This is a genomic window from Anaeromyxobacter dehalogenans 2CP-1, assembly GCF_000022145.1.
Taxonomy (GTDB): Bacteria; Myxococcota; Myxococcia; order Myxococcales; family Anaeromyxobacteraceae; genus Anaeromyxobacter; species Anaeromyxobacter dehalogenans.
Genome location: NC_011891.1, coordinates 3,569,859 through 3,592,924, shown reverse-complemented (window position 1 = coordinate 3,592,924; position 23,066 = coordinate 3,569,859). Strand labels below are relative to the sequence as shown.

14 protein-coding genes and 1 pseudogene are annotated in these 23,066 nt (G+C 75.6%); 10 read left to right on the top strand and 5 right to left on the bottom strand.

What is annotated here, in order from left to right; genetic code table 11:
* Positions 1 to 6 precede the first annotated feature (6 nt).
* The 8 genes from A2CP1_RS16275 to A2CP1_RS16245 all read left to right on the top strand — a co-directional run bounded on the left by A2CP1_RS16275 (position 7) and on the right by A2CP1_RS16245 (position 10,086).
* Positions 7 to 1,890 carry an Hsp70 family protein gene (locus A2CP1_RS16275; RefSeq protein WP_015934381.1) on the top strand — a complete coding sequence of 628 codons (1,884 nt, stop codon included), beginning with the start codon at positions 7 to 9 and terminating at the stop codon, positions 1,888 to 1,890.
* A gap of 11 nt (positions 1,891 to 1,901) precedes the next feature.
* Positions 1,902 to 4,691: an Hsp70 family protein gene (locus A2CP1_RS16270; protein ID WP_015934380.1), complete on the top strand. Its 2,790-nt coding sequence runs from the start codon at positions 1,902 to 1,904 to the stop codon at positions 4,689 to 4,691.
* Between the two features lie 71 nt (positions 4,692 to 4,762).
* The gene (locus A2CP1_RS23500) at positions 4,763 to 4,906 is read left to right on the top strand and encodes a hypothetical protein (protein WP_012527124.1); all 144 of its coding nucleotides are present in this window, start codon (positions 4,763 to 4,765) and stop codon (positions 4,904 to 4,906) included.
* 133 nt (positions 4,907 to 5,039) lie between these two features.
* On the top strand, positions 5,040 to 6,056 hold the full coding sequence (locus A2CP1_RS16265) for a YihY/virulence factor BrkB family protein (protein WP_015934379.1): 1,017 nt from the start codon (positions 5,040 to 5,042) through the stop codon (positions 6,054 to 6,056).
* 89 nt (positions 6,057 to 6,145) lie between these two features.
* On the top strand, positions 6,146 to 6,511 hold the full coding sequence (locus tag A2CP1_RS16260) for a DUF4870 family protein (RefSeq protein WP_015934378.1): 366 nt from the start codon (positions 6,146 to 6,148) through the stop codon (positions 6,509 to 6,511).
* Positions 6,512 to 6,590: 79 nt separating this feature from the next.
* Positions 6,591 to 7,547, top strand: a complete 957-nt coding sequence (locus tag A2CP1_RS16255) for a YbgA family protein (protein ID WP_015934377.1) — start codon at positions 6,591 to 6,593, stop codon at positions 7,545 to 7,547.
* 5 nt (positions 7,548 to 7,552) lie between these two features.
* On the top strand, positions 7,553 to 9,013 hold the full coding sequence (locus tag A2CP1_RS16250) for a deoxyribodipyrimidine photo-lyase (protein ID WP_015934376.1): 1,461 nt from the start codon (positions 7,553 to 7,555) through the stop codon (positions 9,011 to 9,013).
* A gap of 65 nt (positions 9,014 to 9,078) precedes the next feature.
* Positions 9,079 to 10,086 carry an NAD-dependent epimerase/dehydratase family protein gene (locus tag A2CP1_RS16245; RefSeq protein ID WP_015934375.1) on the top strand — a complete coding sequence of 336 codons (1,008 nt, stop codon included), beginning with the start codon at positions 9,079 to 9,081 and terminating at the stop codon, positions 10,084 to 10,086.
* Here the strand turns inward: A2CP1_RS16245 and A2CP1_RS16240 are convergent.
* Positions 10,058 to 10,642: a CPBP family glutamic-type intramembrane protease gene (locus tag A2CP1_RS16240; RefSeq protein ID WP_015934374.1), complete on the bottom strand. Its 585-nt coding sequence runs from the start codon at positions 10,640 to 10,642 to the stop codon at positions 10,058 to 10,060. The two genes, A2CP1_RS16245 and A2CP1_RS16240, sit on opposite strands and share 29 nt — an antisense overlap.
* Positions 10,643 to 10,787: 145 nt before the next feature.
* On the opposite strand from A2CP1_RS16240, the gene A2CP1_RS16235 reads away from it, so the two are divergent.
* Positions 10,788 to 12,197 carry an NAD-dependent succinate-semialdehyde dehydrogenase gene (locus tag A2CP1_RS16235; protein ID WP_015934373.1) on the top strand — a complete coding sequence of 470 codons (1,410 nt, stop codon included), beginning with the start codon at positions 10,788 to 10,790 and terminating at the stop codon, positions 12,195 to 12,197.
* 3 nt (positions 12,198 to 12,200) lie between these two features.
* Here the strand turns inward: A2CP1_RS16235 and A2CP1_RS16230 are convergent, their stop codons facing one another.
* The 4 genes and pseudogenes from A2CP1_RS16230 to A2CP1_RS16210 form a co-directional block, all read right to left on the bottom strand.
* Positions 12,201 to 13,880, bottom strand: coding sequence for an acyl-CoA dehydrogenase family protein (locus tag A2CP1_RS16230; RefSeq protein ID WP_015934372.1), 1,680 nt, complete (start codon positions 13,878 to 13,880; stop codon positions 12,201 to 12,203).
* Positions 13,881 to 15,639: 1,759 nt separating this feature from the next.
* Positions 15,640 to 16,749, bottom strand: a pseudogene (locus A2CP1_RS23025) (HNH endonuclease); the annotation flags it as partial.
* Positions 16,750 to 17,180: 431 nt separating this feature from the next.
* Positions 17,181 to 18,518: an NADP-specific glutamate dehydrogenase gene (gdhA, locus tag A2CP1_RS16215; protein ID WP_342626127.1), complete on the bottom strand. Its 1,338-nt coding sequence runs from the start codon at positions 18,516 to 18,518 to the stop codon at positions 17,181 to 17,183.
* Between the two features lie 233 nt (positions 18,519 to 18,751).
* Positions 18,752 to 22,390 (bottom strand): DUF3683 domain-containing protein, encoded by a 3,639-nt coding sequence (locus A2CP1_RS16210; protein ID WP_015934369.1) that lies wholly within the window; start codon positions 22,388 to 22,390, stop codon positions 18,752 to 18,754.
* A gap of 258 nt (positions 22,391 to 22,648) precedes the next feature.
* Here A2CP1_RS16210 and A2CP1_RS16205 point away from each other — a divergent pair, with 258 nt between their 5' ends.
* Positions 22,649 to 23,050, top strand: a complete 402-nt coding sequence (locus A2CP1_RS16205; protein WP_015934368.1) for a bacteriohemerythrin — start codon at positions 22,649 to 22,651, stop codon at positions 23,048 to 23,050.
* The last annotated feature ends 16 nt before the right edge of the window (positions 23,051 to 23,066 follow it).

Here is a 23,066-nt window from a genome sequence, read left to right as displayed (position 1 = left end):
CGGCTGATGGCGGACGCCCCGCTGGCGGTCGGCATCGACCTCGGCACCACCAACTGCGCCATCGCCTGGCGCGCGCTGGAGGCCGGCCCGGCGCCGGACGGCGCGCGCGCCGAGGCGCTCGCGATCCCGCAGCTCGTGCGCCCGGGCGAGGTGGAGCCGCGCCCGCTGCTCCCGTCGTTCCTGTACCTGCCGCACCCGGCGGAGCTGCCGCCGGGGGCGACCGCCCTGCCGTGGGCGCCGGACGCCGCGGGGGAGCTCGTGGGCGAGCTGGCGCGCGACCTGGGCGCGCAGACGCCCATCCGCCTCGTCTCCTCCGCCAAGAGCTGGCTCTCGCACCCCACGCTCGACCGGCGCGCCGCGACGCTCCCGGCGGGCGCGCCGGCCGAGGTTCCTCGCCGCTCCCCGGTGGAGGCCTCCGCCCGCTACCTCGCGCACCTGCGCGCGGCGTGGGACCGCGAGGTGGCCGCCGGGGATCCCGCCCGCGCGCTGGCGGTCCAGCGGGTGACGCTGACCGTCCCCGCGTCCTTCGACGCCGTGGCGCGCGAGCTGACGGTGGAGGCGGCGCGGCTCGCCGGGCTGCCGCAGGTGGTGCTGCTGGAGGAGCCGCAGGCCGCGCTCTACGCGTGGGTGGAGGCGATGGGCGAGGGCTGGCGCAAGGCGGTCCGGCCCGGCGACCTGGTGCTGGTGGTGGACGTGGGCGGCGGCACCACCGACCTCTCGCTGGTCGCGGTGGTGGATCGCGGCGGCGACCTCGGTCTCGAGCGCGTGGCGGTGGGCGACCACATCCTGCTCGGCGGCGACAACATGGACCTCGCGCTGGCGCACGCGCTCGCCGGCCGGCTGGAGCGCGACGGGCGCACGCTGGACCGCTGGCAGCTCCTCGCGCTGGGGCACTCCGCCCGGCGCGCCAAGGAGGCGCTGTTCGCGGATCCGTCCCTGGACGAGCTGCCGGTCGCCATCCCCGGCCGCGGCTCGTCGCTGGTCGGCGGCGCGCTGCGCACCGCGCTGGCCCGCGCCGAGCTGGAGGCGGTGCTCACCGACGGCTTCTTCCCGCGCGTGGACGCGGACGCGAGGCCGCAGGCGCCGCGCCGTGTCGCGCTCACCACGCTCGGCCTGCCGTACGCCTCGGACCCGGGCATCACCCGCCACCTCGCCGCGTTCCTCGCCCGCCACCGCGCCGCGCTCGGCTCGGGCGGGCACGCGGAGGTCCCGCTCGCGGGCGGCGCGTTCCTCCACCCGACGGCCGTGCTGTTCAACGGCGGCGTCATGAAGGCCCCGCCGCTCGCCGCGCGCGTCGTGGAGGTGCTGGCGGGCTGGCTCGCCGCCGAGGGCGCGCCGCCGCCCCGCGTGCTGCCGGCCGCCGAGCTCGACCTGGCGGTGGCGCGCGGCGCGGCGGTGTACGGGCGCGTCCGCGCCGGCCACGGGATCCGGATCCGGGGCGGCACCTCGCGTGCGTACTACGTCGGCGTGGAGGCGTCGATGCCGGCGGTGCCGGGCGTCGCGCCGCCGCTCCGGGCGGTGTGCCTCGCGCCCATGGGCATGGAGGAGGGTACGCGCGCGGAGCTGCCGGGCGAGCCGCTCGGGTTGGTGGTGGGGGAGCCGGTGGACTTCCGGCTCTTCAGCTCCTCGGTCCGGCGCGACGACCGGCCCGGCGACGTGGTGGAGGACGCCGGCTCCCTCGAGGAGGGGCCGCCGGTGACCGCCACCATCGCCGCCGGAACGCGCCCGGCCGGCGAGGTGGTGCCGGTGCGGCTGCGCGCGCACGTCACCGAGATCGGGACGCTGGAGCTGGACTGCGTCGGTCCGGACGAGCGCTGGTCGCTGGAGTGGACCCTGCGCCAGCCGCCTGGCGCCGGCGGCGAGCCGGAGCCGGCGGCCCCGCCCGCCTGATCCGGAGCCACATGTCCGGCCCGCGCTACGTCGTCGGCATCGACCTCGGCACGGTCAACTCCGCGCTCGCCTCGGTGGACCTCGCGCGCGCGGGCGACCTCGCCGAGGCGGTCGAGGCGCTGCCGGTCCCGCAGCTGGTCCGGCCGGGCGAGGTGGAGCCGCGGCGCCTGCTGCCGTCCTCGGCCTACCTGCCCGGCCCGGAGCTGCCGCCGGCCGCCACCCGGCTGCCCTGGGGCGAGCGCGCCATCGTGGTCGGCGAGCTGGCGCGCGAGCAGGGCGCCCGCGTGCCCGGCCGGTTGGTGGCCTCGGCGAAGAGCTGGCTCGCGAACCCCCGGGCCGACCGGACCGCGCCGATCCTTCCCTGGGGGGCGCCCGAGGGCGTGCCGCGCATCTCGCCGGTGGCCGCCTCGGCGCTGGTCCTGGGCCACCTCCGCGATGCCTGGGAGGCCGCCCACCCCGGCGCACCGCTCGTCGAGCAGGAGCTGACGCTGGCGGTGCCCGCGTCGTTCGACGCCGCCGCGCGCGAGCTGACCCTCGCGGCGGCGCGCCAAGCGGGGCTGCCGCGCGCGGCGCTGGTCGAGGAGCCGCAGGCCGCGTTCCACGACTGGGCCTCGCGCCACCGCGCCGACCTGGGCGCCGCGCTGGGCCTCCCCGGCGGCGAGGGCGCCGCGCAGGTGCTGGTGGTCGACGTGGGCGGCGGCACCACCGACCTCACGCTGGTCCGCGCCGAGGTGCACGACGGGCGGCCGTCGCTCACCCGCCTCGCCGTCGGCGATCACCTGCTGCTCGGCGGCGACAACGTGGACCTGGCGCTGGCGCGGGCGGTGGAGGGGAGGCTGGGCGGACGGCTCGACCCGGCGCGCTTCGGCGCGCTGGTGCAGGCGTGCCGGCTCGCGAAGGAGCGGCTGCTGGCCGCGGGCGGCCCGGAGCGCGTCCCGGTGGCCGTGGCCGGCGCGGGGAGCCGCATCGTCGCCGGCGCGGTCTCGGCGGAGCTGACGCGCGACGAGGTGCGCGCGCTGGTGCTGGACGGCTTCTTCCCTCGGGTCGGTCCGGAGGACCGCCCCCGCCGCGCGCCGCGCACCGCCGGGCTGGCGGAGCTGGGGTTGCCCTACGAGCCGGACCCGGCGGTCACCCGCCACGTGGCCGCGTTCCTCGCGCTGCACGCGGCCGAGGCGGGCGCCGTGGGGGGCGGGCCGGCCCGGCCGGACGCGGTGCTCCTCAACGGCGGCACCTTCGCCGCGCCGGAGGTGCGTGCGCGCCTCGCCGAGGCCGTGTCCGCGCTGTTCCCGGGCGCGCCGCCGGTGCGCGCGCTCGCCAGCCCCGCGCTCGACCTCGCGGTGGCGCGCGGCGCGGCGCTCTCGGCGCTGGCCCGGCGCGGCGTGGGCCTGCGCATCGGCGGCGGCACCCCGCGGGCGTTCTACGTGGGCATCGCCGCGCCGGAGGGCGAGCGGGCGCTCTGCGTGGTGCCGCGCCACGCCGAGGAGGGGACGCGGGTCGCGGTGCCGCGAACGTTCCGGCTGGCGCTGGGGCGGCCGGTCCGCTTCGCGCTGCTCGCGTCGTCCGCGCCGCGGCTGGAGGGGCCGGGCGACGTCGTCGAGCCGGGCGACGACCTGGTCCCGCTGCCGCCGGTGGAGACGGTGCTCTCGGCACCGGGGCAGGGCGACGCCGAGGTGCCGGTGCGCCTCGAGGCGGTGCTCACCGAGATCGGGACGCTCGAGCTGTGGTGCGCCGCCACCGATCGCGACGCGCGCTGGCGGCTCGAGTTCTCGCTGCGGGCGGGCGCCGCCGACGCAGGGGCGCCGGGACGTCCCGCGGAGACGGCGGCGGTGCCGCGCGGGCTGGAGGAGGCGCACGCGCTGGTGGACCTGTTCTACGGCAGGAAGGGGGCGGTCGAGCGCAAGGAGGTGAAGGGGCTGTTCCGGGCGCTCGAGAAGGTCCTCGGGCCGCGCGACGCCTGGTCCACGCCGGTGGTGCGGGACCTGTGGGCGGCGCTGCACGCGGGCCGGGGGCGGCGGCGGCGCACCGCCGACCACGAGCGCACCTGGCTCCAGCTCACCGGCTTCTGCCTGCGCCCCGGCTTCGGCGCCCCGCTCGACGCCTGGCGGGCCGGGGAGACCTGGAAGGCGTTCGGCGAGGGGCTGCAGTACCAGGGCGACGCGCGCGCCTGGGCGGCCTGGTGGGTCACCTGGCGGCGCATCGCCGGCGGGCTCGAGGCCGCCGCGCAGCGGCGGCTGCTCGAGACGGTGCGGCCGTTCCTCCAGCCGCGCGATCCGCGCCGCCCGCCGCCGAAGGTGGCCGGGGTCCGGCCGATGGCGGAGGACGAGATGGTCCGGCTCGCCGGGAGCCTCGAGCGGATCGACGCGGCCGAGAAGGAGGAGCTCGGCGGGTGGCTGCTCGCGCGCGCCGAGGCGGAGGGCCCTGCGGCGCACCTGCTCTGGGCGATCGGCCGCCTGGGCGCGCGCGTCCCGTTCCACGCCAGCGTGCACCAGGTGGTCCCGCCCGCGGTCGCGGAGGCCTGGATCGACCGGCTGCTCGCGGCCGCGCCGCCGCGGGAGGTGGCGTTCGCGCTGGGGCAGCTCGCCCGCCGGAGCGGCGATCGGGTCCGCGACGTGGGCGAGGCCGCGCGCGCGCGGGCGCTGGCCGCGCTCGCGGCCGCCGGCGTCCCGGAGGAGCAGGCACGGCCGGTGCGCGAGGTGGTCGAGGCGAGCGCGGAGGCCGAGCAGCGGATCTTCGGCGAGAGCCTCCCGGCCGGGCTCCGGCTGGTCGCGGGGGAGGAGGACCCCGCCGCCCCGCCCACGTGACGAGCAGTGAAGCGCGCCCGCCGGGGCGAACGGCGCGCCGTCGCGCCGGCCGGCGGGGTAGGATGCGCCCCATGGTTCGCCTCAGCTGGCCGCTCGCGCTCCTGCTCGCGGTGGTGATCGCGGTCGTGGCGCGCAGGCCGCGGCTGATCCTGCCGATGCTCATCGTGCTCGGCGTCTGGTTCCTGGTGGAGACCGCGCGCGCCCGCCGGCGGTGAGGCGCGCGCCGGAGCACGCGCGGCCCTTCCGCCCGCCGGCGCCGCGCGCGCCCGCTCCCTCGGCCGGTGGGCGCGGGTCCGGCCCGCGCCGCCTCCACCCGCGTGACCATCTTCAGCGGCACGGGGGATCGGCATGCGGCTGCCCGGCGACGGCATGAGCTGGAGGGAGTTCGGCAAGGGGCTCTACCACGAGCTCGACCACGACAACGTCACCGACCTGGCCGCCACGGTCACCTACTACGGCGTGCTGGCGCTGTTCCCGTTCCTGCTGTTCCTGGTGGCGCTCGCGAGCGTGGTCATCACGCCGGCCCAGGCGCAGCAGCTGGTGCACCAGCTCGCGCAGGTCGCGCCGGGCGAGGTGACGAAGATCGTGGGCGACCGCATCCAGCAGCTGGGCGCCCAGCAGAACGTGACGCTGCTCGGCTTCGGCGCGCTGGGCGCGCTCTGGGCTGCGTCGGGCGCCACGCTCGCGCTCATGCGGTCCCTGAACACCGCGTACGACGTGGGCGAGTCGCGGCCGTTCTGGAAGGTCCGGGCCATCGCCCTGCTCATGACGGTGGTGGCCGGGGTGCTCGCGCTGGTGGGCGCGCTGGCGGCGGTCGCGACCGAGCCGCTGGCGAACGCGATCGGCGGGCGCGCCGGCGCGGCCATCCTGTGGCTGCGGCTCCCGGTCGCGGCGCTGGTGATGATGTTCCTGTGGGCGCTGCTCTACTACGTGCTGCCCGACGTGGAGCAGCGCTTCAAGTTCATCACCCCCGGCTCGGTGTTCGGGGTCGTGCTCTGGGTGCTGGCGTCGTGGGGGTTCGGCAAGTACGTCGCGAACTTCGGCCACTACGACAAGACCTACGGCTCCATCGCCGGCGTCATCGTGCTGCTCTTCTGGATGTGGCTCTCCGCCCTGGTCCTGCTGGTGGGGGCGGAGATCAACGCGCTCATCGAGCACCGCTCGCCGGAGGGCAAGCGCGAGGGGGCGAAGTCCATGCAGGACACGGGGATGGGGCCGGTGGCGCGGGCGTCCGCGCCGGACGAGCCGGCCCGGGCAGCCCCGGCGCCCCTGCGTGCGCCGCCTCGCCGCCGGCGGATCGGGGGCCTCACCGCGCTCGTCGCCGGCCTCGCCGCCGGGATCCTGATCGGCCGCAGGGAGGCGTGACCGCAGGCCACGCCCGCCCGGCGCCCCCCGGGCGCCAGGAACCGGGCTAGAATCCCGCCCCCCGCGCCCTCCGGCCCGGGCCCCACGCCATGGAACCGACCGCGCCCTTCCCGACGCCCGCCGCCACGCGCAACACCGAGTCGACCGCCAAGATCGTCTACGTCCTCTATCTCCTGTCCTTCGCGGCCGGCATCACCACGCTCATCGGCGTGGTGATGGCGTACGTGAACGAGGGCGACGCGCCCGAGGGCCTGCGGACGCACTACCGGTTCCAGATCCGGACGTTCTGGATCGGCCTGCTCTACGCGGTGGTCGGCGGCCTGCTCACGATCGTGGGGATCGGCGCGCTCCTCCTGCTGTTCGTGGCGGTCTGGCTGGTGATCCGCTGCGTCAAGGGGCTGAGGTGGCTGGATCAGCGCCAGCCGGTCCCGAACCCGGCCACCTGGCTCTGGTAGCGCCGGCCGCGCGCTCCCCCGGGCGGCGGACGCGCCCCGCGGCGGTGCGGCGGCGGCCGCGTTCGTCTACGCTGGCCGCATGGCCCGCCCGAAGCTCCGCCTCGGCGTCTCGTCCTGCCTGCTCGGCCAGGAGGTCCGCTACGACGGGCAGCACAAGCGCGACGACTTCCTGACCGAGGTGCTGGGCCCGTTCGTGCAATGGGTGCCGGTGTGCCCGGAGCTGGAGCTGGGCCTGGGGGTGCCGCGGGAGCCGATCCGGCTGGTGGGCCGGTCCGCGGCACCGTCGCTCGTAGCGGAGCGGAGCGGGCTCGATCACACCGAAGCCATGCGGGCCTTCGCGGAGCGGCGCGTGGGCGAGCTCGCGCGCGAGGACCTCTCCGGCTACGTGACCAAGAAGGACTCGCCGTCGTGCGGGATGGAGCGCGTGCGCGTCCACCCGGCGAAGGGCGGGCCGCCGCGGCGCGACGGGGTGGGCGCGTTCGCGCGCGTGCTGATCGAGGCGTTCCCGCTCCTCCCGGTGGAGGAGGAGGGCCGGCTGCACGATCCGGCGCTGCGCGAGGGCTTCGTGGAGCGGGTGTTCGCCTACGCGCGCTGGAAGGAGGCCGTCGCCGCGGGGATGACCCGCGGGGCGCTGGTGGCGTTCCACACCGCGCACAAGCTGACGCTCCTCGCGCACAGCCCCGCGGCGTACCGGGCGCTGGGAGCGCGCGTGGGCGGGCTGCGCAGGGGCGCCATCCGCGCCGACGTCGAGGCGTACGGGGCCGGCCTGATGGCGGCGCTGAAGGTGCCCGCCACCCGCGGCCGCCACGTGAACGTGCTGCAGCACGCGGCCGGCTACCTCCGCGACCGGCTCCCTGCGGCCGACCGCAAGGAGCTGGAGGAGAGCATCGCCGACTTCGGCCGCGGGCTGGTGCCGCGCATCGTGCCGCTCACGCTGCTCCGCCACCACGTGCGCGCCCAGGGCCTCGAGTACCTCGCCGGCCAGGTGTACCTGGATCCCGATCCCAAGGAGCTCATGCTCCGCAACCACGCGTGAGCCGCATGCCCGTCCCCGCCGAGCGGATCCGCGCCCTGAACGCCGCGCCGCTCCGCCCGGAGCGGGCGGTGGTGCTCCACTGGATGACGAGCGCGCGGCGGACCCGCTCGAACCCCGCGCTCGAGCGGGCCGCGGAGCTGGGCCGGGAGCTGGGCCGGCCGGTGCTGGTGGTGGAGCCGCTGCGGTGCGGGTACCCGCACGCGAGCGACCGGCTCCACGCGTTCCTGCTGGAGGGCATGCGCGACAACGCCGCGGCGCTCGCCGGACGGGCGCTGTACCACCCGTGGGTGGAGCGGCGCGCCGGGGAGGGGGACGGGCTGCTCGAGGCGCTCGCGGCGAGGGCGTGCGCCGTGATCGCGGACGACTTCCCCACCGGCTTCCCCGCGCAGGCGATCCACGCCGCGGCGGCGCGCCTCGACGTGCGCCTGGAGGCGGTGGACGCGAGCTGCGTGGTGCCGTTCCGCCTGGCTGGCAAGGACTTCCCCACCGCGCACGCCTACCGGCGGCACCTCCAGCGCACGCTGCCGACGTGGCTGGATCGCCTGCCGGCGGAGGACCCGCTGGCGCGCGCGCCGCCGCCCTGGGGTGCGTCGGTGCCGGTGGAGATCCGGCGGCGCTGGCCGGCCGCCCGCGGCGCGGAGCTGGACCGCCCGGCCGCGCTCGCCGCGGGGCTGCCGATCGATCACGGGGTCCCGCCGGCCGGCCGCGGCGGGAGCGTGGCGGCCCGGCGCCGGCTCGCGGCGTTCCTGCGCGAGGGGCTCGACGGCTACGCCGAGCGCCGCAACGCGCCGGACGAGCCGCGGGGATCGAGCGGGCTCTCGCCCTGGCTCCACTTCGGGCACGTCAGCAGCTTCGAGGTCCTGCGGGCGGTGCTGCGCCGGGAGGGCTGGACCCCGCCCGCGGTCGCCACGCCGCCCAGGGGCGCCCGCGCCGGCTGGTGGGCGCTGTCCCCCTCCGCCGAGGCCTTCCTCGATCAGCTCCTCACCTGGCGCGAGCTGGCCTTCGTCACCTGCGCGCACGTCCCGGAGCACCGCGCGTACGCGTCGCTCCCGGCCTGGGCGCGCGCCACCCTGGCCCGGCACGCCGCCGACCCGCGGCCGGCGGTCTACGCGCGGGCGGCGCTGGAGGCCGCCGAGACGCACGACCCGCTCTGGAACGCGGCGCAGCGCCAGCTCCTGCGAGAGGGCGTGGTGCACGGGTATCTCCGGATGCTCTGGGGGAAGAAGATCCTGGAGTGGAGCGCGACGCCGGAGGAGGCGCACGCGACCCTGCTCGAGCTGAACGACCGCCACGCGCTGGACGGCCGCGACCCGAACTCGGTCGCGGGCATCGCCTGGTGCCTCGGCCGCTACGACCGGCCCTGGGGGCCGGAGCGGCCGGTGTTCGGCACCGTCCGATACATGTCCTCCGCGAACACCGCCCGGAAGTGGCCGGTGCGCCGGTACCTGGAGCGCCACGGACCGTGAACGCCGCGCGGCACCCCTCCCGACGGGAGTGGCGCGGGCCGGTCGCGGGGCGGAAGGATGCTCGGATGCACCCAGTCCAACGCACCGTGCTGGTGACCGGGGCGACCGGCTTCGTGGGGAGCGCGCTGGTGCCGGCGCTCGCCGCGGCCGGGCACCGGGTCCGCGCCACGAGTCGCCGCCGCCGCGCCGGGCCGGGCGGGACGGTGGACTGGATGGCGGTGGACGTCCGGCGGCCGGACGACCTCGAGCGCGCGCTGGACGGCGTGGACGCGGCGTACTTCCTGGTGCACGGGATGGCCGCGGGCCGGGGAGACTACGTCGAGGAGGAGCGCCGCACCGCCGCCGGCTTCGTGCGGGCGGCGGAGCGGGCCGGGACGGGGCGCATCGTGTACCTGGGCGGCGTCGCGCCGCAGGGAACGCCCTCCCGGCACCTCGCCAGCCGCCTCGCGGTCGGGGAGGTGCTGCGCGCCGGTCGCGTGCCCGCCCTGGAGCTGCGCGCGTCGATGATCGTGGGCGCGGGCAGCGCCTCGTGGCAGGTGGTGCGCGACCTGGCGATGCGCCTGCCGGTGATGCTGCTGCCGGCGTGGGCCCGTTCGCGCACCTGCCCGGTCTGGATCGGCGACGTGGTGGGCGCGCTGGTGGCCGGGATCGACCTGCCGCTGCCGGCGAGCGCGGTTCACGACCTGCCCGGCCCGGACGTGCTGGAGGTGCGGGAGATCCTGGAGCGGGTGGCGGCGCTCCGCGGGCGGCGCCTGCCCGCCGCCCGCGTGCCGCTGCCGGTGCCGCGCGTCTCCATGCTCTGGCTGAAGCTGATCTCCGGCGCGGACTGGCGGGTGGTGCGCGAGCTGGTGCAGGGGCTGGCGACCGACCTCCTTCCGCGCGAGGCCCGCTTCTGGCAGCTCGCCGGGCTGCCCGCGCCGTTGCCGTTCGACGAGGCCGCGCGCCGCGCGCTGGCCGGCGAGCCCGCCGGCGAGGGGCTGCGCGGCGCGATGGCGGCGCTCGAGGAGGCGCTGGTGGATCGCTGTGCGCCGCGGCTCGGGCCGGTCAGCCCGGGGGAGCCACGGTCGCGATGAGCACGCTCCAGACCGCGTGGGACACGAGCGCCGGCACCAGGCTGCCCCGCCAGGCCGCCAGCGCGCCCCACGCTGCGTAGGTGGGCACCGCGGCGAGCGCCAGCAACCCCTCGCCGGTCGCGAGCGCGAGCGCGGCGGCGAGCGCCGCCGCGGCAGCCACGGCCCGCGCCGGACCGAGCCGCCGGGCGAGGCGCGCCTGCACCAGCCCACGCCAGAACACCTCCTCGGCCGGCGCGATGGCGAGCGCGAGCGCCAGCCCGGGCCCGAGCGCGCGGGTGCGGAACCGCTCGAAGATGGCGGCGGTGGGCGCGCACAGCGCGTCGGTGGCCCCGCCGCAGCCCGCCCACAGGAACGCGCGCGCCCCGGCGTAGAGCACGCCCGCCACGGCGAGGCCCAGCAGCACGTCGGAGCCGCGCGGACGCAGCCTGGCCCGCAGCCCGGGCGGCGCGCCGGCGAGGGACAGGGCCATCCAGGCGAGCGCGAGCGGCGTGGCCCAGGCGAAGAACCGGGGCGGGCTCGCCGCCACCAGGAGCGCCCAGCCCACGGCCGCGAGCACCGCCGCAGTCGTCCAGGCGCGTTCGCCGGCGCACCGCCCACAGGACGCCTCGCCGGGCGGCCGGCGGCCCGCGGGCGTGGTATCTGTGGGCATCCGCGCCACATTACCATCCGCGCCGCACGCTCCACGAAAGGAAGGGACGCCCATGGCCGCCATGTCGTCGGTGAACCCCGCCACCGGTGAGGTGCTCGCCCGCTTCGACGAGATCGCCGACGCCGAGCTGGAGCGGCGGCTCGCGCTCGCCGCGGCGACGTTCCGGTCCTGGCGCCGCGTCCCGCTCGCGGAGCGCGCCGGGCGCATGCGGCGCGCGGCGGAGGTCCTGGAGGCGCGCAAGGACGCGCTCGGCCGGACCATGACGCTCGAGATGGGCAAGACGCTCCGCTCGGCGGTGGCCGAGGCCGAGAAGTGCGCCTGGGTCTGCCGCTTCTACGCCGAGCACGCGGAGCGGTTCCTCTCCGACGAGGTGCTCCCGTCGAGCGCGGCGCGGTCGTACACCCGGTGCCTGCCCATCGGGCCGGTGCTGGCGGTGATGCCCTGGAACTTCCCCTTCTGGCAGGTGTTCCGCTTCGCCGCGCCGGCGCTCATGGCCGGCAACGTCGGCGTGCTGAAGCACGCGTCCAACGTCCCGCAGTCGGCGCTCGCCATCGAGGCGGTGTTCCGCGAGGCCGGCTTCCCGGAGGGCTGCTTCCAGACGCTGCTGGTCGGCTCGTCGCGGGTGCAGCGCATCGTGGAGGACCCGCGCATCGCGGCGGCCACCCTCACCGGCAGCGAGGGCGCCGGCAGCGCGGTGGCCTCCGCGGCCGGCCGCGTCATCAAGAAGACCGTGCTGGAGCTGGGCGGCAGCGACGCGTTCGTGGTGATGCCGTCCGCCGACCTGGACGCGGCGGTGGCCACCGCGGTCACCGCGCGCACCATCAACAACGGCCAGTCCTGCATCGCGGCCAAGCGCTTCATCGTCCACGAGGCGATCTCCGAGCGCTTCGAGCAGGCTTTCGTGAAGCGCATGGCCGCGCTGAAGGTGGGCGATCCGCTCGACGCCGGCACCGACGTCGGGCCGGTGGTGAGCGAGGCGGAGCTCCGGAAGCTCTCGGAGCAGGTGGACGCGGCGGTGAAGGCGGGAGGGCGGCTCCTGCTCGGCGGGGCGCCGTCGGGCGGACGGGGGTTCTACTACCCGCCCACCGTGATCGCCGACGTGCCGCCGACCTCGCCGTCCTACCGCGAGGAGATCTTCGGCCCGGTGGCGCTGCTGTTCCGCGCGCGCAACGTCGACCAGGCCATCTCCATCGCCAACGACGTGCCGTTCGGCCTCGGGTCGAGCGTCTGGACGCGCGAGCCGGCCGAGCGCGACCGCTTCGTGGACGAGCTGGAGGCCGGCGCGACGTTCGTGAACGCGATGGTCGCCTCGGATCCGCGGCTCCCGTTCGGCGGGGTGAAGCGCTCGGGGTACGGCCGCGAGCTGGCGCGCGAGGGCATCCGCGAGTTCGTGAACCTGAAGACGGTCGTGCTGCAGGACGCCGCCGCGGCGGCGGGGCAGCCCGGCGCGGCCATGGAGTAGCCGTCAGGCGTCGGGCGCGGCGACGAGCAGCGCCGAGTCCTCCAGGTCCTCGCCGGCGGGGCCGAGCAGGTCCACGCCGTTGCGGGCGAACCGCCGCGCCGCGGCCGTCGCCCGGCGCCCGCGCCCGGCGTCGAGGGCCCACTGCGCGTGCGCGGCGAGGTGGGCGAGCGCCAGCGTCCGTCCCAGCGTGAGCGCCAGCCGGCGCGCTCCCGCCTCCCGCACCTCCGGCGCGTCGCCCGCCGCGAGCGCGGCCCGCGCCCGGGCGAGCGCGCCGGTGGCGGCCTGCACCGCCGGGCGGAGCGCCGGGTCGCGCGCCTGCGAGAGCCGCTCCTGGATCTCCGCCGCGAGCGCCTCGGCCGCGCCCTCGGCGGCGAGCGCGCGCTGCGCCTCGAGCGCGAGGACGTTCGTGGTCCCCTCCCAGATCGGCAGCACCTGCGCGTCGCGGAGCAGGCGCGGCAGGCCGGTGTCCTCCACGTAGCCGGCGCCGCCGAACGCCTCGATCGCGTCCGAGGCGACCGCCACCGCCTGCTTCCCGGTGGTGAGCTTCGCGAGCGGCGTCACCGCGCGGAGCAGCGCGCGCGCGCCCGCATCGGCCTCGCCCGCCTCGGCGCGCCCGAGCAGCTCCACCGCGCGGAACGCGAGCAGGAACCCGGCCTCGCGCTCGGCCTCGAGCGCCGCCAGGGTGTCGGCGTGGAGCGGGCGCGCCCGCAGCGGCGTCCCGAAGGCGCGCCGCCGCCCGGCGTAGTCGCGCGCCAGCGCCACCGCGCGCGCCATGTACGCGGCCGCGACGAGCGCGTTCCAGGTGCGGGTCACGTTCAGCATGGGGCTGATCGCGCGCACGCCGCCGGAGAGCCCCACCACCGGGAGCGCCAGCGCCCCGTCCAGCGTCAGCTCGGCCGTGGGGAGCTTGCGCGTGCCGAGCTTGTCCTTCAGCCGGTTCACCAGGATCCCGTTGGACGCGCCGTCCGGCAAGCGCGTCTCCAGGTAGAACAGGGCCAGGCCCGCCGAGCCGGGCGGGTTGCCCTCGGGGCGCGCCAGGGCGAGCGCCATCTCCGCGGTCGTGGCGGAGCTGAACCACTTCGTGCCCCAGAGCCGGAACGCCTCGCCGTCGGGGCGGGCCACCGTCTCGGTCCCGGACACGTCGGAGCCGCCGGCGCGCTCGGTCATCCACTGGCCGCTCGTCCACGTGCGCGCCGGATCGCGGGAGGTGAGCCGCGGGACGGCCCGCTCCACCAGCGCGCGCGGGGCGAGGTCGAGCAGCGTGCGCGCCGCGCCGTCCGTCATGGCGAGCGGGCACGCGTACACGTCCATCGAGGGCTCGAGCAGGTACACCATGGCCATCTGGTGCACGCGCGAGAGGATGCCGTGGCGCCGCTCGTAGGCCGCGGCCACGAGCCCGTGGCGTGCGGCGAGCCGGGCCGCCTCGCGCCAGAGCGGCGTGGGCTCGATGCGGTCCACGCGGCGCCCCCAGGGATCCCACTGCACCAGGGTGGGCTCCACCAGCCGCTCGGCGAGCTGCTGCGCCGCGAGCGGGCCCGATGCGAGCGCGCCAAGCTCGCGCAGCTCCGGCGAGATCTCGGACAGGACCTCGGGCGGCAGCGTCCTCGCGAGATACTCCTGCAGGAGCGGGTCGGCGTCGAAGGCGTGCGGCAGGATCGGGGGATCCTGATGGAAGGCGGTCATCCCGAGCCGATAACGCCGCACGGCCCGCGGGGCAGCGCCAGGCCCGGACGCCCCCTCTGCGCGCGCCCGAAAGGAACCCGATCCACCCCGGGCGAGCCGGCCGAGGGTGGGGCCCGGCGGGAGGGGATTCACGGTGGGTCACGACCAGCTCCGGCCGGAGCGGCTGGACGGCCTGCAGGAGGTGACCGTCGCGCTCGCGGCCGCGGCGTGCTCCGAGGCCGTGGCCGAGGCGCTGGAGCGCTCGCGCTGCCGCCGGTCGCCGCGCTGGCCCGCAGCTCGACTCACGGCGAGCCCCGCGCCACGCTGCGGTTCCAGGCGACCGGGTTCGCCGTCCCCGTGCGCCGGCGAGGTGCTCGGTGAGGCCGTCATGGTGCGGCAGGAGGGCGGGGTAGCCCGGGGCGGAGCGGTCCCGCGGGCATGCGACAGGGACCGTTGCTTGCGCCGCGCGCGATCGCGCCGGTAGGATCCCCGCGTGAAATTCTCCTGCGACCGGTGCGGCAAGCGGTACGCGACCGCGGACACGCCCGTGCCCGGGCGCGTGTACAAGCTCAAGTGCCGTGCGTGCGGGCACGTCATCGTGCTGAAGGGGCCCGCCGCCGGTGCGGACGGCACCCCGGCCGGCGCGCCGCCGCGTCGCGCGGCGGTTCTTCCCGCCGCCGCACCGCCGCGGCCCGCGCCGACCCCGGTGCCGACCGCCACCGCGGAGATCCCGTCCCAGCCGGTTCCCGAGCGCGAGATCGCGCCCCGGCCCGCGGTCGATGCCGTCGAGCCTCCCCCCGCCGCGCCAGCGCCGCCGGCCGAGCCGTCGCTGCCCCAGGCGCTCGACGAGAGCGGTGCCAGGCCCGTCCCCGCCGCGCCCGCTCCCGACCCGCGCGCCGAGGTCGAGCCCACCGACGCCGGCTATGTCGATCTCTTCGAGGAGGGTTCGCTGGGCGACGGCACCGGCCTCCCGCTCGCCCGCGGTCCCCGCTCCGGCCCGCCGCCGTCCGGTGACGAGGGGACCGGAGAGCTGCCCGCGGTGGAGACCGAGCCTGCGGTGCCCCCCGCGCCGCCGCTGCCCATGCCTCGCGTTCCCGACCTTCCCCGGCCACCCACCGAGCAGCGCGGCGCCCCGCTGAAGCTCATCGGGATCGGCGTGCTGGTGATGCTCGGGATCGTGGCGGTGGCCGTGTGGCGCGGCGCCGGCCGCACCGCGCCCGCACGCCAGCCCGGTCCCGCCAGCGCGCCCGCCGCGAAGGCCCCCGAGGCCGCGCCGGCGCCCGTGGCCCCGCCCGGCCCGGCCCAGGCACCCGCAGCCGCGGAGCCGACCCCCGGCGCTGCACCCGCACCCGGCACCGAGGCCCCCGCCACGGCCCCCGCGCCCGCGCCCGAGCGCGCCGAACCCGCCCGCCCCGCCGCCGAGCCCCCACGCCCTTCACGCGCGCCGGCCTCACCCCCCGCCGCCCCTGCCGACGCGTCCGGCACCCTGACCCCCGAGCGCATCCAGCAGGTGATCGCGGCCTCGCGCCCACGGTTCGACGCGTGCCTCGCCGAGGCCCGGCCCGGCCGCGGGCTGACGCTGGATGGACGCACCGTGAACCTGCGCGTCGCCATCACCTCCGCCGGCGCGGCCACGTACCCGACGTTCGACGACGTGACGATCGGCTCCACCGAGCTCGGCGCCTGCCTGAAGTCCGCCGCGCGTCAGATGGCGTTCCCGCGCTTCGAGGGCGAGCCCGTGCGGATCGAGGTGCCGATCACGTTGCCGCGGCGGTAGGCCGTTGCCCCGCCCTGGCCGCGGAGCGTAGGCGTCCATCAGGCCGTCGCCGAGGGCCCGCCGCGCCTCCTCGAGGTTGTGGCCACGACAACGGATGCGAAGGTTGCCCGCGGTGGAGGCCCCGCCGCGCGCTCGCGGGACGATGTGGTCGAGCTCGAGCTGGTGGGTGGAGCCGCAGCGCTCGCCGGACGCAAGGACGAAGGTGCACCGCCCGCCGTCCCGTCGCCAGACCTCGCGGCGAACGTCGGCGGGAACGTGATCGGGCTTGGAGGGACGACGCTTCGTCTGCGGCCGAGCGGTGAGCCCCTTGCGACGGTCACGGTCGGCGAGGAGCAGGTCGAGCGCAGCCTCGAGGACGTTCTCGCGGGACGCGCCCGGCATGGCATGGGAGAGCGCATCCCGGGCCGCCTCGAGCTTCTTCAGGAACGCCTTGGAGACGGTGAGGTGCATGCGCGCCGAATCCCCATCGAGCCAGTCGACGGAGCTGGGCTTCGCGGCAGGGGTCGCAGCTCGCAGGTCGACAGGCTCACTGCGAGCGGACTCCGGGCCACTGCGAGCGCACTCTGCCTCACTGGGAACGGCCTCCAGATGACCCGCGGGCTCAGCCCGGCCGGGTACATTCAGTTCGGGCGCCCGAAATAGAACCGGCTCCGCGGCAGGCGCCGTCACTGCCGAGGCGACCGAGACCGCCCGAACCGGCACGACGACCTCGCGCCGGGGCGGGTTCTCCACGGGCCGTATCGAGGCGGCCACCTCCGCCGCGTCCCGGCTCGACAGCCCGTAGAACCGCGGCAGGATCTCCGCGCAGTTCTCGGTGGTCACCACCTTCGCCAGCTCGCAGACGGAAGACAGGCACAGCTTCCCGTCCCGGAGCGCACCCTCGACCGCCGGGTACCGCTGGATGAGCTCCGCCGCCGTCTTGCGGTACTGCGCCGCGCCGGCGGACAGCCCCAGCTCGCGACGCAGGAACGAAAACAGCGACGTGTGCCCGCGCTGCTGCCAAAGCGCCCGCCGGTCGAACTCCGCGAGCGCGACCAGGAACTCCGCCATGGCGTGGCGCTCGGAGCGGAGCAGGGCGGCGAGACGCTTCGTGAACTCGAGTGCGGTGTCCATGGACGAAGCATCGCACGCGGATTCCGCCCTCCGTAAAACGCGTGAGGATCGCCTCAGCCGCGCGAACGCACCCAGACCTCCGCGACCCCTCGCCACGTCCTCCAGCGCCTCAGCCGCGCCCTATGAACGCTCCAGGGCCCTGCGCCCCAGCAATTCCGCTCGCGCAAGCCGCTCTCCAGGCCGACGCCGTCAAGCGCGAAGAAGGTTCCCGTTGGGCCGCAAACAGTCACTCACGGTGACCACCCACGCCGCCCCCGCACGCGTCCCCGCGCCCAACGCCCCGCCCGCTCGCCTCTCGCAAGCCGATCCCGCGGCCCCGCCCACGGCCAGCAGCACCGCCCCCGACCCCCGTCGCACCCTCATTGCCCGAAGAAACAGAAAGGGCCCGGCGTCGCCGCCGGGCCCCTCTCAGACCGTGCCTGCGCCCGAGCTCAGATGAGCCCGTGCGCCACCATCGCCTTCGCCACCTTGATGAACCCGGCGATGTTCGCGCCCACCACGTAGTTGCCCGGGGCGCCGAACTCCTCGGCGGTCTCGTAGCAGTTCTGGTGGATGTTCTTCATGATGTTCGCGAGCCGCTTCTCGGTGTACTCGAACGTCCAGCTGTCGCGGGTCGCGTTCTGCTGCATCTCGAGCGCGCTCGTGGCGACGCCGCCGGCGTTGGCGGCCTTGCCCGGCCCGTAGGAGATCTTCGCGTCGAGGAACACCTTGATGCCCTCGGGCGTGGTGGGCATGTTCGCGCCCTCGCCGACCGCGATGCAGCCGTTCTTCACCAGCGTCTTGGCGTCGTGGCCGTTGATCTCGTTCTGGGTGGCGGACGGCATCGCCACCTGGCACGGGATCTCCCAGATGTTCCCGCCGGCGACGTAGCGCGCGTGGCTGCGATACTCGACGTAGTCCTTGATGCGGCGCCGCTCGACCTCCTTCAGCTGCTTCACCAGGTCGAGGTCGAGGCCCTTCTCGTCGAGGATGTAGCCGTTGGAGTCGGAGCACGCGACCACGCGGCCGCCGAGCTGGGTGATCTTCTCGATCGTGTAGATGGCCACGTTGCCGGAGCCGGAGACCACGCAGCGCTTGCCGTCGAAGGAGTCCTTCCGGACCTTCAGCATCTCCTCCACGAAGAACGTGGCGCCGTAGCCGGTCGCCTCGGTGCGGACCAGCGAGCCGCCGTAGTCGAGGCCCTTGCCGGTGAGCACGCCCGCCTCGTAGCGCGAGGTGAGGCGCTTGAACTGACCGTACATGTAGCCGATCTCGCGGCCGCCCACGCCGATGTCTCCGGCGGGCACGTCGGTGGTGTCGCCGATGTACCGCCACAGCTCGGTCATGAAGCTCTGGCAGAACCGCATGATCTCGTTGTCCGACTTGCCCTTCGGGTCGAAGTCGGAGCCGCCCTTGCCGCCGCCGATGGGCAGGCCGGTGAGCGCGTTCTTGAAGATCTGCTCGAACCCGAGGAACTTGATGATCCCCAGGTAGACGGACGGGTGGAAGCGCAGGCCGCCCTTGTACGGGCCGAGCGAGCTGTTGTACTGGACGCGGAACCCGCGGTTGACGTGGACCTCGCCGCGGTCGTCCTGCCACGGCACGCGGAAGATGATCTGCCGCTCCGGCTCGCAGATGCGCTCGATGATCTTGCGCTCGCGGAACTCGGGGTACTTCGCGAGGACCGGCCCGAGCGTCTCGAGCACCTCGCGCACCGCCTGGTGGAACTCGGCCTCGCCCGGGTTGCGGCGAAGCACGTCCTGGTACATCGACTCCAGCCTCTCATCCATCTTGTTGGTCATGCTCTCCCTTTCGTTGCGGGCGCGATCCCGCGTTCGAAGATCGGGCAGTCTGCACGCATCGCAGGCACCTGAGAAGGGGCCGGGGCGGGAAATCGACTGATCCGATCGAGGGAGGGCGGCGCGGCGCCGCGGCGGTCGATCACCATGCGTGAACGCAGCCGGGGCGCGCGCGCACGCGCCGGCGCCGCACGGCGGGCGCCGGCGGGAGGGACGGCGCCGCCTCAGAAGTGCACGGCGTGCGCGCGCGCGGCGTTCGACCGGAACAGCTCCAGCCAGCCCGGACCGCTGATGCGCTCCGCCAGCGCGATGGCGAGGTGCTTGGGCTGGACGCCGATGGGCGTGTTGCGGCCCAGGCCCTGGACGCACGACGGGCAGTTGGTGAGCACCGTGGCGCCGCCCGGCCGCGTCTCGAGCGCCTCGGCGAACGCGGCGCGCTTGCGGTGCAGCATGGCGTCGGTGATGTCCGGCCGCGAGAGCGTGAGCGTCCCGGCCTCGGAGCAGCAGTGCGGCACCGCCTCCACCTTGCCGAAGCCGCCGAGCTTCACCAGCACCTCCTGCGCCTTGCCGTCGAGCGAGTCGTGGCAGGGCGCGTGGTACAGGAAGTCGCCGGAGCCCTCCAGCCGCAGGCCACGCTCCAGCGCGTAGCGGGTGACGTCCACCAGCCGCCCGCCGAAGAGCTGGCCCGCCTCCATCTCCGCCAGCCCCTCGCGGCAGGTGCCGCAGGTCACGATGCACCCGTCGAACTGCAGGTGCGCGAACATGTCGCGGATCTGGCTGAACAGGATCGTGTCGCGCAGCATGGTCTGCGAGTGCGTGTCCGCCTTCCCGTTCACCTGCTGCGGGAACCCGCAGCACATGAACGGCGGCGGCAGGATCACGCGCGTGCGCAGCTGGGTCAGCACGTGCAGCGCGGCCATCGAGATGTGCGACTGGAGCCGCTCCGAGCCGCAGCCGGGGAAGTAGAAGACGGTCCGCTCGGCCTCCGCGCCGCCGTCCGGCTCGAACACCAGCACCTGGTCCTGCTCGCACGCGGGGATCACGTCGCGCAGCGTCTCGGGCGGCGCGGGCGGCATGGGCGCGCGCAGCAGCTGGAGCGGGTAGAGCCGGGGCGCGGCGTCCTTGGGCTGGAACGGCGCGGTCACCTCGCAGCCGGCCCGCTGCAGCGCGCCGCCGATCTGCACCACGCCGGCGCGGAACAGCTTGTTGTAGGTGGGCGACCGGCTGTCGAGGTAGCCGAGCGTGGCGCGGGTCGCCGCGGTCGAGTGCTTGTAGCCCCAGCTCGCCAGGATCTCGCGCTCCAGGATCGACACCTTGCCGGAGTCGATGTCCACCGGGCAGGGCTTCAGGCACTTGTGGCAGATGGTGCAGTGGTCGGCGATCTCCTCCAGCCACCGCAGCAGCTCGAAGCGCGTGGAGCGCTTGCGCTGGGCGTCGTAGAGCAGCGCCTCGATGAGCGAGCCGATCGCCAGGTTCTTGTTGCGCGGGTGGAAGAACATGCCGCGCGCCGGGTGGTAGACGCAGCAGTCCGGCTTGCACTTGCCGCACCGGACGCAGTGCGCGATGGCGCGGGCCAGCTCCTCCAGCTGCCCGTGCTTGAGGATGCGCGCCTCGAGCTCGAGGAGGTTGAACGACGGCGTGAAGACGCGGTCGAGCACGTCCACGTCCTCGAGCTTGCCCGGGTTCATCAGGCCGCCGGGGTCCACGTCGCGGCGGTGCGCCGACAGCTCCTCGATGCGCTCGGGCTCGAGGTACTTGAGCTTGGTGACGCCGATGCCGTGCTCGCCGGAGACCACGCCGCCGAGCGAGACCACCTTCTCCATCACCACGTCGAGCACGTGCTCGGTCCGCCGCAGCATGGGCCGGTCGTTGGACAGCACCGGGATGTTCACGTGGACGTTGCCGTCGCCCGCGTGCATGTGCGTCGCGAGCACCACCAGGCGGTCGCGCACCTCCTGGTGCGCGCGGTCCACCGCGCGGGTCAGCTCCGGCCAGCCGCGCATCAGCTTCGCGAGGTCGCGGCGGAAGTCCTCCAGCAGCGCCAGGGCGCGCAGGTCCTTCGGCCCCGCGCGCGAGATGGCGTCGCGGGCGCGGGCGCAGCGCTCGAGCGCGGCGGGGATCTTGCCGGCCAGCCACTCCGGGTCCTCGCGCGGCGGCTCGGTGCTCCGCAGGAGCTCCTCGGCCCGGTCCACCAGGCGGCCCTGCGCGTACCGCTCCTCCTCCACGTTCATGTCCTCGACGAACCGCGCGAACCCTGCCAGCTGGTCGAGCGGGAGGACGATGTCCTCGTTCATCTTGAACGCGTTGGTGCGCCGGGCGATGGCGCCCAGCTTCTTGCGGTCGGCCCAGAAGCGCTTCCCCTCGGCCGCGTCGCGCGCCTCGAACAGCTCGGTGTTGGGGTGCTCGTCGAGGATGCCGCGGATCGTGCCCACGCCGCGCGCCGCCTCCTCGGCGGAGTGGCCCACCACGTCGATGAGCAGCACCGCGCGCGGCGTCTCGGCCCGCGCCGCCTTCACCTTGTAGTCGATGGCGCGGACGTACTCGTCGTCGAAGTGCTCCAGCGCGGTGAGCGTCTCCTTGCCGTCGTTCGGGAACGGGAAGGCGCGGGCGAGCTGCAGGATCACCCGCGAGGCCTCGTCGAAGTCCGGCCCGAAGAACTCCAGGCACAGCGTCCGCTTCACCTCGAACTCGGGGTAGAGGATGAACTCCGCCGAGGTGATGACGCCGTCGGTGCCCTCCTTCTGCAGGCCCGGCACCCCGCCCAGCGCCTTGTTGGTGATGTCCTTCCAGAGCCCCTTCTTGCGGACGTCGGCGCCGCGCAGCGCGACCGTCTTCACCACCGCGCCGTCCTGGTCGGCCACCTGGAAGGTGACCGTGTCCTCCGGGAGGATCTTGCGCAGCTGGTGATCGGTGCGCCGGACGGTCCAGAGCCGGCCCGACGGCATCGCCATCCGCCAGGAGATCAGGTTGTCGATGCAGGTGCCCCACTGCACGCAGTCCTTGCCGCCGGCGTTCTCGGCGATGTTGCCGCCGATGGTGCAGGCCCAGGCGCTGGTGGGGTCGGTCGCGAACACCAGGCCGCGCGCGGCGGCGTGCTCCATGGCGGTCTCGGTGACCACGCCCGCCTCGAGGTCCACCACCTGCGCCGCCGCGGTCCGGCCGTCCGCGAGCGTGAACGCGCGCTCGGAGACGCCGCGGATCCGGTTCAGCTTCTCGGTGTTCACCACCACGCAGCCGGGCCGCAGCGGCACCGCGCCGCCGGTGAGCCCGGTGCCGCCGCCGCGCGGGATGGCCTTCAGGCCCAGCCGCGCGATGCCCGCCAGCACCGGCGCGACCTGGCGCTCGTCGTCGGGCATCACCACCGCGACCGGCAGGTGCAGGCGCCAGTCGGTGGCGTCGGTGGCGTGCGACACCAGCGTGAACGGGTCGAACAGCACCGCGTCCTTGCCCACCACCGCGCCCAGCTCGCGCAGCATCCGCCGCCGCAGCTCGGGGGTCCCCTCCACCTCCTGGCGGAAGGCCACCAGGAGCTGCCGGCTCTCCGAGAGGACCTCCAGCACCCGGGCCTCGCCGTTCGCGTTCCGCTCGACCAGGCCGAGGTCGGTCTCGATGTTCGAGAAGAAGCGCCGGCGCCGGGCGCGGGACTCGACCAGCTCCTGGAACAGGAACGGGTTGCGCCGGTGGATGAGGATCTCGCCGAAGAACCGCATCAGCAGGCGCGCGCTGCGGCCGGTGACGCGGAGGCCGCGCAGCTCCTCGAGCTTCTGCCAGACGTGCGGACCGAGCAGGTGGGAGATGGCCTGCCGGTCGTCGGCCGAGGTGTAGTTGAACGGGATCTCGCGGGGGGAGGTGCTGGCCGTCATCGTCGAGGTGCCTTCGGAGGGGTTCCACGGCCCCATGTGGAGCGGAACTGGCGAAGATAGCAGCTTTCGTGCCGCGCGTCTTCGCCGGACGCCCTGCCTTTTCGCGGGGTTGGCTCCACCTCGCGCGGCGCGGAGCCGGCAAGGTTTTCGCGCACGCGCACGCATGGGGACACGGGCGCGCGGTCGCCGGGACGAGGGACTACCCCGAATGCGTCGGCCGGGGGACTGTGCCGCCGGGGGAGTCGAGGGGGAAACCGGATGAGCGCGCGCTGGAGCCCGGCGCTGGAGCTCGGTCACGACGTGATCGACCGGCAGCATCAGGAGCTGTTCCGCAGGTACGAGTCGCTGGTGCAGGCCATGGCGCGCGGGGACCGCGCCGAGGTGGCGCCGCTGTTCGAGTTCCTGGGCAGCTACGTGGTCGAGCACTTCGCGGACGAGGAGCGGCTCATGTCCGAGACCGGCTTCCCCGGCCTGACCGTGCACAAGGCCTCGCACGACCGCTTCGTGCGCGAGTACCACGCGCTCCGCGAGCTGTTCGAGCGGGCCGGGCCGAGCGCCGCCATCACGGTGCGGGCGGAGACCTGGATCGCCGACTGGCTGGCCACGCACATCGGCGCGACCGACGCCCACCTGGCGCGGCACCTGCGGGCAAGCCGGTGAGCGGGGCTGCGGCGCC

Bases quoted from the DNA above. Each gene is read 5' to 3' on its own strand.
- A2CP1_RS16260 (WP_015934378.1), top strand. From the start codon at position 6,146: ATGGAACCGACCGCGCCCTTCCCGACGCCCGCCGCCACGCGCAACACC.
- A2CP1_RS16270 (WP_015934380.1), top strand. From the start codon at position 1,902: ATGTCCGGCCCGCGCTACGTCGTCGGCATCGACCTCGGCACGGTCAAC.
- A2CP1_RS16275 (WP_015934381.1), top strand. From the start codon at position 7: ATGGCGGACGCCCCGCTGGCGGTCGGCATCGACCTCGGCACCACCAAC.
- A2CP1_RS16235 (WP_015934373.1), top strand. From the start codon at position 10,788: ATGGCCGCCATGTCGTCGGTGAACCCCGCCACCGGTGAGGTGCTCGCC.
- A2CP1_RS16205 (WP_015934368.1), top strand. From the start codon at position 22,649: ATGAGCGCGCGCTGGAGCCCGGCGCTGGAGCTCGGTCACGACGTGATC.
- A2CP1_RS23500 (WP_012527124.1), top strand. From the start codon at position 4,763: ATGGTTCGCCTCAGCTGGCCGCTCGCGCTCCTGCTCGCGGTGGTGATC.
- A2CP1_RS16230 (WP_015934372.1), bottom strand. From the start codon at position 13,880: ATGACCGCCTTCCATCAGGATCCCCCGATCCTGCCGCACGCCTTCGAC.
- A2CP1_RS16210 (WP_015934369.1), bottom strand. From the start codon at position 22,390: ATGACGGCCAGCACCTCCCCCCGCGAGATCCCGTTCAACTACACCTCG.
- A2CP1_RS16250 (WP_015934376.1), top strand. From the start codon at position 7,553: ATGCCCGTCCCCGCCGAGCGGATCCGCGCCCTGAACGCCGCGCCGCTC.
- A2CP1_RS16255 (WP_015934377.1), top strand. From the start codon at position 6,591: ATGGCCCGCCCGAAGCTCCGCCTCGGCGTCTCGTCCTGCCTGCTCGGC.
- A2CP1_RS16245 (WP_015934375.1), top strand. From the start codon at position 9,079: ATGCACCCAGTCCAACGCACCGTGCTGGTGACCGGGGCGACCGGCTTC.
- A2CP1_RS16265 (WP_015934379.1), top strand. From the start codon at position 5,040: ATGCGGCTGCCCGGCGACGGCATGAGCTGGAGGGAGTTCGGCAAGGGG.
- gdhA (WP_342626127.1), bottom strand. From the start codon at position 18,518: ATGGATGAGAGGCTGGAGTCGATGTACCAGGACGTGCTTCGCCGCAAC.